The organism is Peribacillus sp. YIM B13482 (assembly GCF_042787975.1).
GTDB lineage: Bacteria > Bacillota > Bacilli > Bacillales > DSM-1321 > Peribacillus > Peribacillus simplex_A.
In genome coordinates, this window is record NZ_JBHZPF010000020.1 from 1 (window position 1) to 18545 (window position 18545).

Annotated in this window: 16 protein-coding genes; 3 read left to right on the forward strand and 13 right to left on the reverse strand. The window is 41.1% G+C overall.

Annotated elements, in window-relative coordinates; all coding sequences use genetic code 11:
- Window positions 1-131: 131 nt before the first annotated feature.
- The 3 genes from mutL to ACFX4L_RS11665 all read right to left on the reverse strand — a co-directional run bounded on the left by mutL (window position 132) and on the right by ACFX4L_RS11665 (window position 5530).
- Window positions 132-2072: a DNA mismatch repair endonuclease MutL gene (gene mutL, locus ACFX4L_RS11655; protein ID WP_377383774.1), complete on the reverse strand. Its 1941-nt coding sequence runs from the start codon at window positions 2070-2072 to the stop codon at window positions 132-134.
- A 22-nt stretch (window positions 2073-2094) separates the two neighbouring features.
- Entirely contained in the window at window positions 2095-4722 is a 2628-nt protein-coding gene (gene mutS, locus ACFX4L_RS11660; protein ID WP_317776837.1) for a DNA mismatch repair protein MutS, read from the reverse strand.
- A 268-nt stretch (window positions 4723-4990) separates the two neighbouring features.
- A complete protein-coding gene (locus ACFX4L_RS11665; RefSeq protein ID WP_089364422.1) occupies window positions 4991-5530 on the reverse strand; it encodes an outer spore coat protein CotE in 540 nt (179 codons plus the stop codon).
- 550 nt (window positions 5531-6080) lie between these two features.
- Between ACFX4L_RS11665 and ACFX4L_RS11670 the strand changes: the two genes are divergently transcribed.
- The 3 genes from ACFX4L_RS11670 (at window position 6081) to ACFX4L_RS11680 (ending at window position 6992) form a co-directional block, all read left to right on the forward strand.
- Window positions 6081-6233, forward strand: a complete 153-nt coding sequence (locus ACFX4L_RS11670; protein ID WP_284471241.1) for a hypothetical protein — start codon at window positions 6081-6083, stop codon at window positions 6231-6233.
- 14 nt (window positions 6234-6247) lie between these two features.
- The gene (locus ACFX4L_RS11675; RefSeq protein ID WP_284471242.1) at window positions 6248-6652 is read left to right on the forward strand and encodes an IS3 family transposase; all 405 of its coding nucleotides are present in this window, start codon (window positions 6248-6250) and stop codon (window positions 6650-6652) included.
- 208 nt (window positions 6653-6860) lie between these two features.
- On the forward strand, window positions 6861-6992 hold the full coding sequence (locus ACFX4L_RS11680; RefSeq protein WP_375166244.1) for an IS3 family transposase: 132 nt from the start codon (window positions 6861-6863) through the stop codon (window positions 6990-6992).
- A 150-nt stretch (window positions 6993-7142) separates the two neighbouring features.
- On the opposite strand, the gene ACFX4L_RS11685 is transcribed toward ACFX4L_RS11680, so the two are convergent.
- The 10 genes from ACFX4L_RS11685 to rny all read right to left on the reverse strand — a co-directional run bounded on the left by ACFX4L_RS11685 (window position 7143) and on the right by rny (window position 18251).
- Entirely contained in the window at window positions 7143-7571 is a 429-nt protein-coding gene (locus tag ACFX4L_RS11685) for a YlbF/YmcA family competence regulator (RefSeq protein WP_061462481.1), read from the reverse strand.
- Window position 7572: 1 nt separating this feature from the next.
- A complete protein-coding gene (miaB, locus tag ACFX4L_RS11690) occupies window positions 7573-9117 on the reverse strand; it encodes a tRNA (N6-isopentenyl adenosine(37)-C2)-methylthiotransferase MiaB (RefSeq protein WP_061462480.1) in 1545 nt (514 codons plus the stop codon).
- A gap of 550 nt (window positions 9118-9667) precedes the next feature.
- Window positions 9668-10708: an L-threonine 3-dehydrogenase gene (gene tdh, locus ACFX4L_RS11695; RefSeq protein ID WP_284472094.1), complete on the reverse strand. Its 1041-nt coding sequence runs from the start codon at window positions 10706-10708 to the stop codon at window positions 9668-9670.
- A gap of 234 nt (window positions 10709-10942) precedes the next feature.
- On the reverse strand, window positions 10943-11278 hold the full coding sequence (locus ACFX4L_RS11700; protein WP_377405237.1) for a hypothetical protein: 336 nt from the start codon (window positions 11276-11278) through the stop codon (window positions 10943-10945).
- A 116-nt stretch (window positions 11279-11394) separates the two neighbouring features.
- A complete protein-coding gene (locus ACFX4L_RS11705; RefSeq protein ID WP_057913339.1) occupies window positions 11395-12261 on the reverse strand; it encodes a 2-oxoacid:ferredoxin oxidoreductase subunit beta in 867 nt (288 codons plus the stop codon).
- Window positions 12248-14005, reverse strand: coding sequence for a 2-oxoacid:acceptor oxidoreductase subunit alpha (locus ACFX4L_RS11710; RefSeq protein WP_061462478.1), 1758 nt, complete (start codon window positions 14003-14005; stop codon window positions 12248-12250). The genes ACFX4L_RS11705 and ACFX4L_RS11710 overlap by 14 nt, the downstream gene beginning before the upstream one ends.
- 217 nt (window positions 14006-14222) lie before the next feature.
- Complete coding sequence (locus ACFX4L_RS11715) at window positions 14223-15158, reverse strand: dipeptidase (protein ID WP_061462477.1); 936 nt, start codon at window positions 15156-15158, stop codon at window positions 14223-14225.
- A 138-nt stretch (window positions 15159-15296) separates the two neighbouring features.
- The gene (spoVS, locus tag ACFX4L_RS11720; RefSeq protein ID WP_029281188.1) at window positions 15297-15557 is read right to left on the reverse strand and encodes a stage V sporulation protein SpoVS; all 261 of its coding nucleotides are present in this window, start codon (window positions 15555-15557) and stop codon (window positions 15297-15299) included.
- 179 nt (window positions 15558-15736) lie between these two features.
- Window positions 15737-16534 carry a TIGR00282 family metallophosphoesterase gene (locus ACFX4L_RS11725; RefSeq protein ID WP_089364416.1) on the reverse strand — a complete coding sequence of 266 codons (798 nt, stop codon included), beginning with the start codon at window positions 16532-16534 and terminating at the stop codon, window positions 15737-15739.
- 157 nt (window positions 16535-16691) lie between these two features.
- Window positions 16692-18251: a ribonuclease Y gene (gene rny, locus ACFX4L_RS11730; RefSeq protein ID WP_061462475.1), complete on the reverse strand. Its 1560-nt coding sequence runs from the start codon at window positions 18249-18251 to the stop codon at window positions 16692-16694.
- Between the last annotated feature and the right edge of the window lie 294 nt (window positions 18252-18545).

Consider the following 18545-nt stretch of genomic DNA (forward strand, 5'->3'; position numbering starts at 1 on the left):
GGAGTCTCGCACTTCCGCTCCAATCAACCTTAAATAGTTTCGTTTTAAAAACAACAATCTTTACGAAAAGAGCCTTTAATAAAAATAACACTGGAGAGTCCTTGTAAATACGGGTTCTCCAGTGTTTATTATTACATGATCCTCTTGAACATTTTCTCCATTTCATAAATGGAATAAGAGATGATGATAGGTCTGCCATGAGGGCATGTGAAGGGATCGGTTGTCCGTCTTAGTTCATCCAAAAGTGCTTGAATTTCATCATTGCGCAGATGACGGTTTGCCTTAATGGAGGCTTTACAGCTCATCATGATTGCTGCTTCCTCGCGCAGTTTTTTGATGTCTACCTTTTTCATCGATAACAATTGTTCGATCATTTCTTCCAGTATTTCCTGTTCAATTCCTTTAGGGAACCATTGAGGATGCGATCTGACAATATAGGCGTTATAGCCAAACTCCTCTAAAAAGACGCCGACTCGTTCCAACTCATGCCGATATTCATTTATCCGGATACATTGGTCAGTCGAAAATTCAAGCGTGATGGGTACGAGCATATCCTGTAGCTCGTTTTCGACTCTTCCGACTTTTTCTTTAAAATATTCGTATTTGATCCGTTCCTGGGCAGCATGTTGGTCTATGATATACAAACCTTTTTCGTTTTGGGCAAAAATATATGTTCCATGCATTTGCCCAATTGGGTACATGGGAGGGATTCGACTCTCCGACTCATCCTCCTCGATTTCTTCCTCTTGCTCGACAGTGTAGGTTGTATATTTTTCAGCCGATTCGAAATATGGTTTTCTTTCATCTTCTGGTAAGACCGGTATATAGGCATCTCCCATTTGCTGCTGTTCATTGCTGTAGATTAATTCCTTTATCGGTTCGAGATTGAATTCTTCAACATGATCCTCATAATTCTTTTGTCCCTGCTTTTCCCGGATTAAGGTATCCTTCAAGAGTGAAGCTTCTTTCTTGGCTTCTTCAAGGATACGCTTCCCCTTTTCCACGACATGGTCCAAATCCAGAGTAGTTTGCTCACTTTTCACCTGTTCCGGCTTTGGTGCAGGTGTATATCCACTAGGAATGAGAGATAGCTTTTTAAACGCAGATTTAATCGTTTCTGATAAAAGACTGTAAAGCTCCTGTTCCTTACTGAGCCTTACCTCCATTTTGGATGGATGGACATTGACATCGACAAGAATCGGATCCATTTCAATATTCAACAAAGCAATTGGAAAACGGCCAATTGGGAGAAGTGTATGGTACCCATCCAAGATCGCTTTCACGAGTGCATAGTTTTTTATGAAGCGGCCGTTTATCATAGTTGATATATAATTCCTTGAAGCCCGGGTGACCTCCGGCATAACGATATATCCGGATAATTTGAAGTCCAAAGAGCTTGCCTGAATCGGAATCATCTTTTTGGCGATATTCGTCCCATAGATTGCTGCTAGCACCTGCCTGACATCACCGTTACCATTCGTATGCAGGATACGCTTCTCATTGTGGGATAACCGTATAGAAACATCCGGGTGCGAAAGTGCGAGCCTGTTAGCGACATCCGTAATATTTCCTAGCTCGGTATGAATGGTTTTCATATATTTCAACCTTGCAGGAGTATTGTAAAACAAGTCGGAAACCAGGATATCCGTTCCCTTACGGCTGGATGAAGCCTCGAGTTCTTTAACCATGCCGCCTTCAAGAAGTATGCGCGTTCCTACACCTTCTCCAGTGCTGCTTTTCAATTCGAAACGGGAAACTGAAGCAATACTGGGCATCGCTTCTCCCCGGAAGCCCAGTGTTCGAATTCGGAAGAGGTCATTTTCATCTTTTATTTTACTTGTGGCATGACGTTTAAATGCTGCCTCAATGTCATCAGCCAAAATCCCATCGCCATTGTCCACGATCCGAATGGAACCAAGTCCAGCTTCCACCAATTCAATCTCTATAATGGTACTGTTTGCATCTATTGCGTTTTCCACAAGTTCCTTAACGACTGAGGCAGGGCGTTCTACAACTTCGCCAGCTGCGATTTTATTAGATAAAGCCTCGTCAAGTTGTATGATTTTCCCCATTTTTATCGCCTCGCTTTTGTTCTCATTTTAGTTTCTTTTGTAATTTATAAAGAATATTCATCGCCTCAAGCGGCGTCATTTCAAGGATATCCAGTGATTTTATGTCGTCCAGCACCTTATTTTCCTTAGGTGAGGAATTCACTCTTCCCTTAGGAGCCTCTTCCCCAAAGAAGGAAAGCTGTGCTTCATTGACTGATGTTACAGGAGCTGCTTCGGCGATAGGTGCTTTTACAACAGCAGCAGGCTGCTCATGCATCCCCTTTTCTTGTCCATTTTCATTCTCTAACTTCGCTAAAATAGCAGCGGCCCGATCAATTAACTGCTTCGGTAAATCAGCAAGCTTTGCCACGTGAATTCCATAACTTTTATCTGCTGGCCCTTCTTTAATTTTATGAAGGAAAACAACATTTCCATTTTGCTCAATTGCACTGACATGGATATTTTTCAATTTAGGCAGTTCCGATGCCAATACCGTCAATTCATGATAATGAGTCGAAAAGAGGGTCTTTGCCCCAATTTCTTCATGAATATATTCAATGATGGCCTGGGCAAGTGCCATCCCATCGTAAGTTGATGTTCCCCGCCCGATCTCATCAAATAATATCAAACTGTTTTCAGTCGCATTCATAATGGCATTTCTTGCCTCAAGCATCTCGACCATGAATGTACTTTGACCGGAAATCAAATCATCAGCAGCGCCAATCCTAGTAAATACCTTATCAAAAATAGGCAATTCAGCTATACTTGCGGAAACGAAGCATCCAATCTGCGCTAGAATCGATGTTAGTGCAAGCTGGCGCATATACGTGCTTTTACCCGACATATTGGGCCCTGTGATCAAGAGTAGCTCCCGTTCTCCATCCATAAAGCAGTCATTTGGGACATACTCCTGTGATTGAAGGACTTTCTCCACTACTGGATGCCGACCTTCCTTCAGGACGATTCTTCGATCATCAGAAAAGACAGGCTTCACATAATGGCGTTCTTCGCTAATCGTCGCAAAGCACTGCAGGACATCCAATTCACTGACGCCTTTCGCCAAATCCTGTAAGCGCGGGATATAGCTTTTGACCTCTTCACGAAGATTGAGGAATAGGTCATATTCCAAACTGATGCTTTTTTCCTCTGCTTGTAAAATCAAAGCTTCCTTTTCTTTTAATTCAGGTGTGATATAACGTTCGGCATTCGTTAAAGTTTGCTTCCTTTCATAGCGCCCTTCTTCAAGCAGGTGCAAATTGGCTCGTGTGACTTCAATATAATAGCCAAAAACACGATTATAACCGATTTTCAATGATCTGATTCCTGTACGTTCCCGCTCTTCACGTTCCAGCTGAGCAATCCACGTTTTCCCGTTCCTGCTGGCATCCCTGTATATATCCAGCTCCTTATGGAAACCGTCCTGAATGATATTCCCTTCCTTGACGGACAATGGCGGGTTTTCAACAAGCGCTGTTTCAAGCAAATCCGTCACCTCTTCACAAGGATCCAATTTTTCGGCAAGAATTGAAATATCATGATCGGAAGCCATTGACTTCACGATTTCACGAATGATTGGCACCTGTTGCAATGAACGCTTCAATTGAATCAAGTCCCTAGCGTTTACATTCCCGAAGGCGACCCTTCCGGCCAGCCTCTCCAAGTCATACACTTCCTTCAGGCGTTCACGTAAGTCTTGCCGTTCGAAGTATTGATTTTTCAGGGTTTCAACAAGGTTTTGCCTCCGCTCGATCTGGTTTTTATTAATGAGCGGTCTATCAATCCATTGCTTCAGCATCCTTCCGCCCATGGCTGTTTTCGTTTCATCAAGCAGCCATAATAATGAGCCTTTTTTACCTTTGGAACGAATGGTTTCAGTCAACTCCAAATTGCGTTTGCTATAATAATCAATTTTCATATATTGTGACGTTTCATATGCAAGCACTGGCTGTAAATGATCCAGGCTGCGTTTTTGGGTACGGTATAGATAATTCAATAAACGTGAGGTCGTTGTCGCCAGTTTCTGGTCTTTTAACAGTTGAAGCAATGCAGCGAATGACTCGCTTTGAACCAAATTATTCTCTAGGGACAGAGCGGCAGCTCCCCGTTCTTGCAGCTTTTTTTTCCATTCTTCATTGAAATCTTCAGCGATGACCACTTCGCTAGCACCAAGGATGGCAAATTCATTCAGAACTTCTTCAAAACTCTCAATCAAAGTGACCTTATTTTCCCCTGTCGATAAATCATTGTATCCAAAGCCAAACTGACCATCCGTAAAATAAGTGATGGTGGCAATATAATTATTTTCCTTTTCTCTAAGACCCTTACTGTCCATTTTCGTTCCCGGAGTAATCAGCTGGACAACTTCCCTGCGTACCACACCTTTGGCTTGTTTGGGATCCTCAGTCTGTTCACAAATAGCTACTTTAAACCCTTTTTCTATCAATATATCAATATAATTAGGAGCCGAGTGATATGGAATCCCGCACATCGGAATTCGATCTTCACTACCACCTTCTCGGCTCGTTAATGTGATTTCGAGCTCCTGTGATGCATTCAGTGCATCGTCAAAAAACATTTCATAAAAATCGCCTAAACGAAAAAATAAAAAGGCATCTTGATACTCTGCCTTAATTTTTAAATATTGCTGTATCATCGGAGTATATCCAGCCATTCTTTCAAAACCTTTCCAAACTAAAATCTATTACCCATTTATGTCCTTCATTATAACATACGGGTAAGCAACATTGCCTGTATTCGAAATTGAATGTAAATCAATTATCCTGTGGGATTAAACTGTTGAATGCTAGTTAAGTATCTGCAAAAATATGTACACGTATATAGTATCATTTCAATCTTATTTTTTGGTAAAGGACTTGCCCCGCTACAAAATAAATAAAACCGGATGAAGGGAATGTCATCCGGTAGTTACTTTCTATATTCTATTCGTCTTCGAATTCATCAAGGAAATCCGGATCTAAATCTTCAAATTCCTCATCATCGAAATCAGAGCCCCAGTCATCCTCACAGCGGCCATCTGGATTAACAGCGACACAAATTTTCGTTTCGCCGACGACTTCCACAAAGAATTCCCTTTCCACATGGACAATTATTTTTTGTCCACATGGGGAGATGCAAGCTTCTAAACAATTCGGCTGTTGGACAGCTTTTGCAACGATTTCATGGTCATCTTGACAATCGGGATCACGGTATTTCAGCGAAATCACGTCGGTATATTGCACTTTTTCAGTTACAACTTCCGTCTTTGAATTATGGTTATAAGAATACCAGACGTTGATTTCGTAGCTGCCGTGAATTTCTACCTTTTTGCCGACTTTCTTTGCATCGTATTTATGGTTGATGATCCAACAACCTAGAATGCTAGAAGGATGATGAGCCGGGCAAATGGTGTGAGAGGACTTTGTGAATTTACGTCCCTTTGCCACCACCGCTTTAGTAATTATCTCTCTATATTGTGACATGCTAGCGAACCCTCCTCATACAGTTTCCATTCATCCTATGCGTGGTAAAAGTCTAGTGTGCGTAGAATTTTAATTGTTTGAAAACTGCAGTAATGTTTTAAACCTAGGTTATTTTATGCGCATCTTTTGGGATATGTGTCACGAATGGGCGCTGTATAAGGATTTCCAAGTATTAAAAAAGCCCTTCTAAATTGAACTATGGCCCTGATAGCTGACACATAAAAAAGCGTCCCTTTTCCGGTTTATTTATGTTCCAATAGGAGTAATGAGTATGGACGGAGGGGGTCAACGAGTAAGAATACATATACTGATTTACAGATTAAAGAACTTGAAAAGAACCCAAAAATCATAAGTGCTTCAGAGTGTTCTATTTTCCTATAATCCTGAATTTAAAACAAAAGCTATTAAGGAATATAAAAAAGGGGAAATCCCCCTCTCAAATTTTCATAGAACATGGATTCAATCTCGAAATCATTGGTAAGGAAAAACCTAAGCGTTGTCTACAGCGCTGGCGTGATACCTTGAAAGGCTTGGTGGAGGAAGGCTTCCTGTGAACGCCGCGGAAAAGGAAAGACGCCCTTCTTCTAAGCCACAGTCTGCAGAGGATCAACTTAGGAAGGCCGAAGCGAGAATCAAATTCCTTGAAACGGAAAATGACTTCCTAAAAAAGCTGGAAGAGTTAGAAAGGCGGGCGTGCAGCTGAGAAGTTCTATCTGATTGAAAGAACGATCAGGCAATACCAGTAAGAAGGCTGTTTCCTATCTATGCAAATTAGCTGGTGTAAGTCGAAGTGGCTACTATGATTGGTTAAAGGCAGCTCCAACCCGTAAGCTACGCGAGGAACAGGATGATTTGGACATAAAATTAATTAAAAATATACTCCTCAGTAAAAAGGAAAAAGCAGGCGCCCTCCAGATCAAAATGGTTATGGAAAATGATCATTCGGCCGTCATGAATCATAAGAAAATCAGACGGTTGATGGCAAAATATAATCTCTTCGCAAAAATCAGAAGGGCCAAACCGTCTCGAAAGATGGCTAAGACAACCAAGGAGGAGCACCTTACTTGTCCAACCTTCTTAATCGTGAATTCAAACCGAGGGAGCCAGAGGAAATTCTGCTAAAAGACATTACCTATCTTTATTATGGAAAGGGTCAGCTTATTTAACATGCGTAAAAGATGCGGTCATAAAAGAAATAGTTACGTATCATTTATCCACTCCATTAGATATGAATATGTTTATGAAACATTAAACAAGCTAAGGCAGACTATGAATCACGAGTTCCATCCGAGTGCAATCCCCGTAAGGGAACTGTTGGGATAATGCGCCGATGGAAAGTTTTTTTGGCCACTTTAAAGATTTAGCAGAATATAAAACATGTACTAATTTAACGGATGTGAAGGAAGAAGTTGATCGAGTTATTGAAGAATACAATGAGTCTCGTTATCAATGGGGACTATAGAAAATGGCCCCGGTAAAATACCGGGACCACCTATTAGCCAATTTTTTCATACTGTCAAAAAAATGGGGTACACTTTACCCGAATAAGGGACTTTTTTTACTGTGTCCATTATTCGGGGTATAGTTCAAAATCAGTAGGGCTTTTTAATATTCATGAACAACTTCCGCCTCCGGCTTGCACCTGTGAACCTGTCTCACCGCGAAGGACGTCGCCTTCAGTCGATTCAATGATCAGGTCCGTTACCTTATTCGATACTTGTGATGAGACCATTTGCAAAAGATCATTTACATCAACTTGGGATTGTTTGAATTCTTGGACGATCGGTAGTTCATCCAATTGTTTTTCCAGTGCATCGATTTTAGCCTGAACTTGGTTGTATGCTTTTTCTTTTCCGTAATGCTGGAAGTTTACCGCCTGTTTTTGCAAGCTCTTGATACTGGCGATCATTTCACGGATTTTTTGGTTTTCATTGATGTGAGCTTCTGCCCGTTTAAAGAAATCGACTTCTTCCGTGCTCGCAATCATTTCAGCAAGCTCTGCCGCTTTTGACAGTATGTCATCTTTAGTATATTTAGTCATATTACTCCACCTCAATCGCCGTTGCTTCTTCAACCATATCCCCATTTAATGACCATGTTTTCGTTCCAGTGATTTTCACTTTTACGATTTGGCCAATTGCCGATTTTGGTCCTTTGAAGTTCACGAGCTTATTTTTCGTTGTATAACCTGCTAATATTTCCGCATTCTTCTTGCTTTCGCCTTCAACAAGCACTTCAACAATCTGCCCATCATACTCTTTCATTTTCAATGCACACGTTTCATTGACAAGGGCATTCAAACGTTGCAGGCGTTCCTTTTTCACTTCCATCGGTACATTATCCTGCATTTTCGCAGCCGGTGTTCCCTCACGTGGTGAATAGATGTAAGTATATGCTGCATCGAAACCAACTTCACGGTATAAAGACATCGTCTCTTCAAAGTGCTCTTCCGTTTCATTCGGATAGCCTACAATGATGTCAGTTGTTAGCGATGCACTTGGGATTGCTTCCTTAATCTTTTTTACTAGCTCTAAATATTGTTCTCGTGTATATTTACGGGCCATGATTTTAAGTGTTTCCGTACTTCCCGATTGAACTGGAAGATGGATATGGTCAACGAGATTTCCCCCTTTAGCCAGAACTTCAATCAAGTGATCATCAAAGTCACGGGGATGGCTGGTCGTAAAACGAATACGCGGAATATCGATTTTGCGGATTTCATCCATCAAATCACCGAAACGATATTCAATATCCGCAAAGTCTTTACCGTATGCATTCACATTCTGTCCAAGCAGGGTTATTTCCTTGTAACCCTGAGCCGCTAAATGACGGACTTCTTGTATGATATCTTCAGGTCTGCGGCTTCTTTCTTTACCCCTTGTGTAAGGTACGATGCAGTATGTACAAAACTTATCGCAGCCATACATGATATTGACCCATGCCTTCGTTTTGCCTTTACGCACTTTCGGAAGGTTCTCGATTACATCACCTTCTTTGGACCAAACCTCAATGACCATTTCCTTGGAAAGATAAGCTTCATTAAGAATTTGCGGCAGCCGGTGGATATTATGCGTTCCGAAAATCATATCTACAAAATGGTGCTTCTCTAGAATCCGCTTTACAACAGACTCCTCTTGCGACATACAACCGCAAACCCCAAGCAAAAGATCCGGCTTTTCCAATTTCAATGATTTCAAATGGCCCAATTCACCGAACACTTTATTCTCTGCGTTTTCCCGAATCGCACAAGTGTTAAGTAATATGACGTTAGCATCATCCACCGTGTTTGTAGGCTCATAACCAAGTGCCGTAAAGATGCCCGCCATGACTTCTGTATCATGTTCGTTCATTTGACAGCCATATGTACGAATGTAAAACTTTTTGCCTTCTCCCATTCCACGGAAACCTTCAGGAATTGCAAAGTCATCATGGTATTCTACTTCTTCTTTTCCTCGCTTTTTCGCATCTTTTAGGGAAGGCGGAATATAAACGGCTTGAAAGTACTTACTGAAGTCCTTATCGGATTTTTTGTCCGCTGAATTTTCAGCCTGTACTTGTTGTGATTCTAATCGTTGTTTCTCGTTCATAGTTAATCTCCTTTCAAAATAGTTAGTTTATTTCTTCACCAACTATTTCAAGACCTATCTTCTAATGGTTTTAGACGGTTTCTTTTTAAGAATTTCCAGTAAATATTAGCTTTTAATTGTGATATATCCACATTAACTTAGTATAAAGCTTTTAACAGCAAGAAACAATCATTCTGTCGTGCCTTCTTCAATTGTAAGAAATTTTTCACAAACGCGGAAAATAAGAACAAGAAAGAAGAGGCTTGATTCGCATATTCAATATGACGATATTAGCCTCTTCTTATTAAATGATAGGATGATACTATTCCTTCACAGCTATTTTAAATGCAGACCATGCTCTTTACTCGTGAGTTTGAGCTTTAATCGTGAGTTTGATCACTTTACTCGTGAAATTGTGCATTTTAATCGTGAGTTTGGGCATTTTACTCGTGAGTTTGGGCGCTTTACTCGTGAGTTTGGGCATTTTACTCGTGAAATTGTGCATTTTACTTGTGAGTTTGACCGCTTTACTCGTTTATTTGGTTGTTTTACTCGTGAACCTTCTCACTCTTTAAGGGGTTAGGAGCACCTTGCCACACTGACCTTTGATCATCAGTTCAAAACCCTTCTCAAAATCGCTTAGTGAAAATCGGTGTGTAATCATTGGTTTTACATCAACATTGCCACTCCCAAGCAAACTTGAAACCTGTTGCCAGGTTGAAAACATTTTCCTTCCGGTTATCCCTTGGACAGTAAGACCCTTGAATACAATATCATCCGTTATATTAAGCGTGACCGGCTGAGATGGCAGACTTAGAATTGATATCCTTCCACCATTCGTCGCCATCTTAAACCCTTGTTCAATAGCTGTAGGATTACCGCTCATTTCGCAAACCACATCCACCCCATCCGAATTTGTGAGGCCTTTCGTGATTTCCAGTGGATTTTGTTTAATTGAATGTATGAGGTCTGTAGCCCCCATCTTTTTGGCAAGCTGAAGCCGATAATCATTAATATCAAGAGCGATCACTTTATCGGCACCTGCAGCCTTTGCTACAGCAACTGCCATAAGCCCAATTGGACCACAGCCGATTATGGCCACCGTTTTACCCAGGACCTCTCCAGCAAGCACTGAATGTACGGCATTTCCCATCGGTTCTTGGATGGTAGCTATATCGAGTGGCATACCAATTGGATTTTTCCATAGATTCTTGGCCGGCAGAGCTATATACTCTGCAAAGCATCCCTGTTTATCGAGTCCGATAATATTTGTTTTTTTACAAATATGGAATTGCCCGGTTAAGCATTGCCTGCATGTACCGCAAACTATATGTGTTTCGGCAGATACACAATCACCAACTGAAACATTGCTCACATTTTCTCCTATCTCCATTACTTCCCCAGCAAATTCGTGTCCAAAAACGTATGGTGGATTCACTCTTCCCTGCGACCATTTATCCCAGGTGAAGATATGAATATCCGTTCCACATATAGAGGTCATCTTTACTCGAATCAAGACCTCGTCCTCACGAATATCCGGAATATCGACAACTTGTAATTGTGCCCCATATCCTCGGTGATGTTTGACGACTGCTTTCATTTTCCCTCTCATATACACTCCCCCTGAAATAGGGCTGCTCTTTTCACCTGCCTTAATATGTAAAGATATGAAAAACTAATTAAAAAAATACCTAATCGCTTTTGTATCGGTCTTTTGTACAATAATAAAGTTGATTTTGGGGCATTCGTACATTTTTGTTAAATGGGTCATGTTTCTATAGCATCTCGTCCGCTCTCGAATAAGATATCTTGTACAACAAAAATAATTGAAGGAGTGACTTATATGTCATGTTCTGGAAACCATAATCATGATCATCATGGTAACAACAATAATAACGATAGAATCGCAGACGATTTTTGTCGTGCTGTGAGAGGTTGTAATAGGCGCGACAGAGATCGTGACCGCGATCATGACCGTGACCGCGATCGGGATCGGGATCGGGACCGCGATCAACACCATCACCACCATCATCATAACAACAACAACTGTTGTTGTAGAAGAAGGAATCGTTGTTGTTTCTTCGGTTTCGGCGGCGGTTTCGGTGGCCGTTGCGGTGGCGGTTTCGGTGGCGGTTGCGGTGGCGGTTGCGGTTTTTAACCGTAACTTCGGCAGATGCAACAACGGTTGTTAAGCTAAGCCAGTCGTTAGTCTTCTAGCATGTGGCCTATCTACTGGAGAGCCTAATAATTAACCACAAAAAAGGTTCACCCCATCTTAAGGGGCGAACCTTTTCACTTTTACATAAATTCAGCAACAAGCTTATCAAAGTGCGCTTGATCCAGTGTCAAATCGGATTTATTTAACGCTTTTTCAGCATACCCTGGCACTAATTCCTGGTACGAAGGACGTGAAGAGTCTTGATAGATAATACCTGTCACAAGGCTGTCATGTTTCATCAAAGTCTGCATGGCCTGTTCTTTATTTGATGAATCATAGCCTTCAATCGTGTTCAATTTAGTTAAGTTTTGTTTAAACCAATCATACGTATTAATCTTATTATATGTTACGCAAGGAGAGAAAACATTGATAAAGGAAAACCCTTTATGGTTTATCCCTGCTTCAATGATCGCTGTCAGGTCTTTCAAGTCAGTGGAAAAGCTTTGGGCGACAAACGTAGCGCCAGCTGACAAAGCTAATTCCATAGGTGAAACAGCCTGTTCTATTGATCCTTCTGGAGTGGATTTCGTTTTAAATCCAGCAGCAGATCTAGGTGAGGTCTGGCCTTTTGTCAAACCATAAATTTGGTTATCCATGACAATATAGGTAATGTCTATATTACGACGGATCGCATGAATGGTGTGTCCCATCCCGATTGCAAAACCATCTCCGTCACCGCCTGAAGCTATAACGGTCAATTCACGATTTGCCATTTTCACTCCTTGGGCAATTGGCAGAGAGCGGCCATGGATTCCGTGGAAACCGTATGACTTGATGTAACCGGATATACGTCCTGAACAGCCGATACCGGAAACAACAGCCAGATTCTCCGGCTCCAATCCTACATTGGCTGCCGCACGCTGCATGGCAGCCTGAACGGAGAAATCTCCGCAGCCAGGACACCAGTTAGGTTTTACATCATTACGAAACTCTTTAAACGTTGCCATATTCGAACATCTCCTTGCATTGTGTGTGAATTTCATGCGGGAGGAATGGGTTGCCATCATATTTTAGGATGCTTTTAATTTTATTAACATGTCCGACATTCATCTTGATAATATTAGCCAATTGTCCAGTCGCATTATTTTCAATAACTACCACTTTCTTAGCACTTTGCACCAACGATAGGACTTCATCAGCCGGGAAAGGATGAATCAAACGGATTTGCGCATGATTCACTTTCATTCCATCCGTTTCTAACCGGCCGATCGCTTCATCAATGGTCCCGCGTGTAGAGTTAAAACCAAGAATTAATAAATCCGCTTCTTCATGCGGTGTGTTTTTGTATACTGGTGTTTGGAATGTGTTAGTTAAATTATTCAGCTTACGCATCCGTTTATCCATTTGCACTTTACGATTCAATGCCGTCTCAGAAGGTCTACCCGTTTCATCATGTTCAACACCGGTAACATGGTGAATTCCATTTTTCATACCAGGCACTACACGTGGTGAGACCCCGTCTTCCGTTACTTTATAACGCTTGAAGTAAGATTTGTTTTCAGCCTCTTCAATTTCAAAGTCCACCAATTTACCGCGTCTTATCTCCACCCTGCTGTAATCAAGCGGCTGAACCGTTTGTTTACCTAGTGATAGCTGTAAATCGGATAAAACGATAACTGGACATTGATATTCCTCTGCAAGATTGAATGCTTCTGCCGTATCATAAAAAGCTTCTTCGACTGTACTTGGAGCCATTACGATTTTAGGGATTTCACCATGAGTACCATAAATCATGGCCATTAAATCGGATTGCTCCTGTTTTGTAGGAAGTCCCGTAGATGGACCGCCACGCTGAGTATCGACAATGACAATTGGCGTCTCGGTAATGCCCGCTAAACCAATCGCTTCCATCTTCAAGGAAAGTCCAGGTCCAGCTGAAGCAGTGATGGCACGTACACCACCATAGTTTGCACCAATCGCCATTGTAGCCGCTGCGATTTCATCTTCAGTCTGTATGACCGTCCCACCCAATTGAGGAAGTTTTTTAATCAGATATTCCATAATTTCCGAGGCTGGAGTAATTGGATAAGCTGCCATGAAGCGGCAACCGCCTGCAACTGCACCTAGAGCGATAGCATCGTTCCCGATCATGAACAATCGTTTTTGGCCGTCTGCTTTTTCAAGCTCCATTGCGCCCAGTTTTTCTCCAAGCATCACTTCCATTGCCTTATAGCCAGCAGTAATGGCTTCCATATTCTTCTTTACGATTTCTTCACCTTTGCGGCCGAATATTTCATCAACCACATCGTTGAATACGGAAATTTCCATTCCAAGAACAGCACATGTCGCACCGATAGCGACCATATTTTTCATTAAAGATGTCCCTAATTCGGCTGCTATTTCCGTAAATGGAACAATATATAATTCTGCCTTTGTATCTTCTGGGCAGACAGGTTTGAATTTTGCATCTGCGATTATGATGCCACCCTCATGTAATTCTTTATAATTGACGTCAATTGTTTCTTGGTCAAAAGCAACTAAGATGTCTAAATCATCAGAGATAGCACGAGTTTCCGTAGTACTTACACGAATTTTGTTATTCGTGTGTCCACCCTTGATTCGGGATGAGAAATGACGGTAGCCATACAAGTAATAACCTAAGCGATTGAGGGCAATACAGAATATTTCTCCTGTACTTTCAATACCTTCACCTTGTTGTCCGCCAACTTTCCATGAAAGTTGATTGATCATGTCTTACACTCCTTTAGGACGTTCGTATATAAATGCATTTAACCGCACCTCCCTTCAGAACATTCGACTATGTATAATTAATCGTTCTAATTTAGGAAAGGTGTACTAAACGCTTTCAATTCTATCGGTTAAATCATTAAATTGCAACCTTTTTGCTTTTGTTTTTTATATTTTCAGAATATTTATTCATATCTATATAGTAAGAATTAAAAATCACTTAAGATAATTCCTGTTTAAGCGGAAAATTACGAGTGAAATTACCAAAAAGGAGACCTTTTACGAACTCACTTGAATAAAGCATGTTGAGTTCATTGATAAAATTATGATAATCCTTATATGACATTAAATTTTCTACCATATGATCGATTCCATCGAAGTCAGACCCTAATCCAATTTGTCTTTCCCCGCCCAAACTGCATATATGTTCTATATGTTTCAAGATATCCTTTATCGAAGCCGATTCACCATTAGATAGGAATTGAGGGACAAAGGTTACCCCTATCACTCCATTTTTTTGCAAAAGCGCTTTTATCTGGCCGTCTTTTAAATTTCGCGGATTCGAACAAAGCTGATAGGCATTCGAATGGGAGGCAATTGGGAATTTCGCCTTCTTTAGGGTGTCCCAAAATCCAGCTTCAGATAGATGGGATAAATCACACCAAATTGATTTCTCATTCAAAAGCGCGACCACCTCCGTTCCAAACCCTGTCAATCCGCCCCCTCTTGATTCTAAAGCCCCATCTGCTACCAAGTTAGCGTAATTCCAAGTTAAACCTACAGAGGACACTCCAAGATGAATTAGTGTTTTCAGTTTCAATAAATCATTTCCAATGCAATCGCATCCCTCTAAGGTTAGCATCGCACCGATTTCCTTTTCTTTTAGAGAATCGATGTCTGCTTTGGTCTTTATAAATTTCATTTCCGGCTCTGATAAAATCTTTTCATGAAAAATATCCACCATCGCCAAAGCCGCTTGAAATCTCATATCCGGGTGGACATTCTCTGGAATATAAATCGCAAAACATTGGACTTTTCCTCCTTCATCCAATAACCCCCGCTTTGTTATATGTAATTTATCACTATCTAAAAAAGAAATATCCGGATCTTTGAACATCTTCATCAACACATCACAATGTGCATCAAAAATCGCCAATGTAATCCCCCTTCCTGCCCTTATCTATTTAGAGATCATATATTCCATTATAAAGCGATCTCGATTTTTCGTCATTTGGATTTCAGGACAAAAAAGAGCCTGCTCGCCATCCGACAAACAGGACACCCACCCATGAAATTATCTTGGTTCAATGATTAGCTTTATAGCAGTTCGTTCTTCGCCATCAATAAGTATATCTGTAAAGGCAGGAATACAAATCAAGTCAACTCCACTAGGGGCGACAAACCCTCTTGCGATTGCTACTGCCTTGACGGCTTGATTTAACGCACCTGCACCGATTGCCTGAATTTCGGCTGCTCCTCTTTCTCTGAGCACTCCCGCTAGTGCGCCTGCTACAGAATTAGGATTAGATTTTGCTGAAACCTTTAATATTTCCATTCCTAGTCCTCCTTGTTTTCCCTGCCGATTATAATCTCTGGCTCAATAGTTATAACACTTTCCACTGCTACTATATTCAGCAAGTAAAACTTGTATGACAAAGAAAACCTGGATTGTCCACCATTTATTAAAGAATAAAAAAATGGATGGAAAGTCATTTGACTGTCCATCCATTCAAATCAATTATCAAAGGGGTGATCTTCGTTAATCAGTATTCTTTCAATTTTTTTAGCTTTGCCAGTTTTATCATCAATTTCAAGGAGAACCCCACTTAATAGCGTCCGCCCCTCCTTAGGCACTTCGAAACGAACAGGAAGGCTAGTTAGGAACCGATGGATTACTGCCTCTCTTTCCATACCAAGGATGCCATCATACGGTCCTGTCATGCCTACATCTGATATGTAAGCGGTGCCAGCAGGTAAAATACGGTTATCGGCTGTCTGGACGTGTGTGTGTGTACCAACAACGGCTGTAACCTTCCCATCCAGGAACCACCCCATAGCTTGCTTTTCACTTGTAGCCTCTCCGTGAAAATCAACAAAGATGATTGGTGTCCTTTTTTGAGCCTCCGCGACTAGTTCTTCCGCCTTTTTGAACGGACAATCCAAATCCGGCATGAACGTTCTAGCCTGCAAATTGATGACCGCTATTTCCTGTTGATTCAATTTTAAAAATTTCATTCCATCGCCAGGTGCTCCGTCCGGAAAGTTCGCTGGCCGGACGAGATATTTCGCGTCATCAATAAAATTGAAAATATCGCGATTATCCCATGTATGGTTTCCCATGGTCACTGCCTGCGCTCCCCACTCTAAAAAACTGCGGTAAATCTTTTCTGTAATTCCCCGGCCACTTGCAGCATTTTCCCCGTTGATGACCGTGATATGCGGACGATACTTTTCTTTTAACTTAGGAAGGTATTCTTGGATCATATCACGACCAGGAGACCCTACGACATCTCCAATAAATAGCAATTTCATTGTAAAACCCTTTCTAGATTCACATTTATTATGATATGGATTATTCAAGTATGTATTGTAACATAACATGGTGTCATTATAGGAATCATGCTTATCGATTAATATTAGAAAAAGAAAAAACGAAGTGGTTTGCACCACTTCGTCTTTCATTATCAATTTATTTGGCGTATTCGACTGCTCTTGTTTCACGGATGACCGTGACTTTTATATGACCTGGGTAATCGAGCTCTTCTTCAATCCTTTTTCGGATATCACGAGCGAGTCGATGGGCCGAAAGGTCATCGATTTGCTCTGGTTTCACTAGAATCCGTACTTCTCGTCCGGCTTGAATCGCAAATGATTTTTCCACTCCATCATAGGATTCGGAAATCTCCTCAAGTTTTTCAAGTCTTCTAATGTAATTTTCAAGCGTTTCACTTCTAGCACCCGGTCTTGCAGCTGATAATGCATCTGCAGCAGCCACAAGCACTGAAATGATGGAAGTTGGTTCCGTATCACCATGATGGGAAGCGATGCTGTTAATGACAGTTGGATGCTCTTTATATTTGGTTGCTAATTCAACGCCAATTTCAACATGACTGCCTTCCACTTCATGATCAATCGCTTTCCCAATATCATGCAATAAACCTGCACGGCGGGCAAGAACTTCATCCTCACCAAGCTCTGCGGCCAGTAAACCTGAAAGCTGGGCCACTTCAATTGAATGCTTAAGTACGTTTTGCCCATAACTTGTACGGAACTTCAAACGTCCTAGTATTTTGATAAGATCTGGATGGAGACCGTGAACTCCAACTTCAAAAGTTGTTTGTTCACCAATTTCACGAATATGTTCATCCACCTCACGTCTTGCTTTGTCAACCATTTCTTCAATTCGAGCCGGATGGATCCGTCCGTCCTGAACAAGTTTTTCAAGAGCCAAGCGTGCCGTTTCCCGTCTAATTGGATCAAATCCAGATAAAATGACAGCTTCAGGAGTATCATCAATAATAAGGTCAATACCTGTTAGCGTTTCTAACGTCCGGATATTTCGTCCTTCACGTCCGATTATCCGTCCTTTCATTTCATCGTTTGGAAGATTCACTACAGAAACGGTGGTTTCTGCAACATGATCAGCCGCACAACGCTGAATGGCAAGAGAAAGAACTTCTTTTGCTTTTTTATCAGCTTCTTCTTTGGCACGGGTATCACTTTCTTTAATCATAAGCGCTACATCGTGAGCCAGTTCGTTTTCCATTCGGTCTATAATGATTGCTTTAGCTTCTTCTCGAGTTAAACCGGAAACACGTTCAAGCTCTGTTTGCTGCTTACGAACCGTCTCTTCCACTTTGCTTTCCATCTCTTCAATATGCTGTTGTCTTTGGTTTAGAGAATCTTCTTTTTTCTCCAAAAGGCTTTCACGTTTGTCTAACGTTTCATCCTTTCGGTCCAGATTCTCTTCTCTTTGCAATAACCGATTTTCTTGTTTTTGTAATTCGTTCCTTCTTTCACGGGATTCCCGATCAGAATCAGAACGAACTTTATGAATTTCATCTTTTGCTTCCAACAAGGCTTCTTTCTTAAGAGCTTCCGCTTCACGTTTTGCATCCTCAAGGATGTGTTCTGCAGAGCCCTTTGCCCCTGCTATTTTACTCTCAAATTTTGATTTGTGAATAAAATAACCAACAACTGCACCGACGATTAGGCCAAGCAAAGTGAAGATGATTGTCATGGGTTCCATCGTTTCACCTCCCCTTGCTATGAACTTTTTACATAAAATGTTGAACTGTCGGCAAGTACATTGCACTAAATTCAATATACAGCACTTAATTTTCAAAATTTTAGTTTGAAAAATTGTAAAATATACATATTAATTGTATAGTTGAGAATTTTTATTGTCAAGCGTTTGTCCCTTATGTATCAATGATTATTCAAGTTTTCTTTATATGAACCACCATTAAGTACAGCATTCATTATGGAAAATGTCTGTAAATCCGTTTTCACAGCCATTTAACCCGCTGGAAATTTCACATTT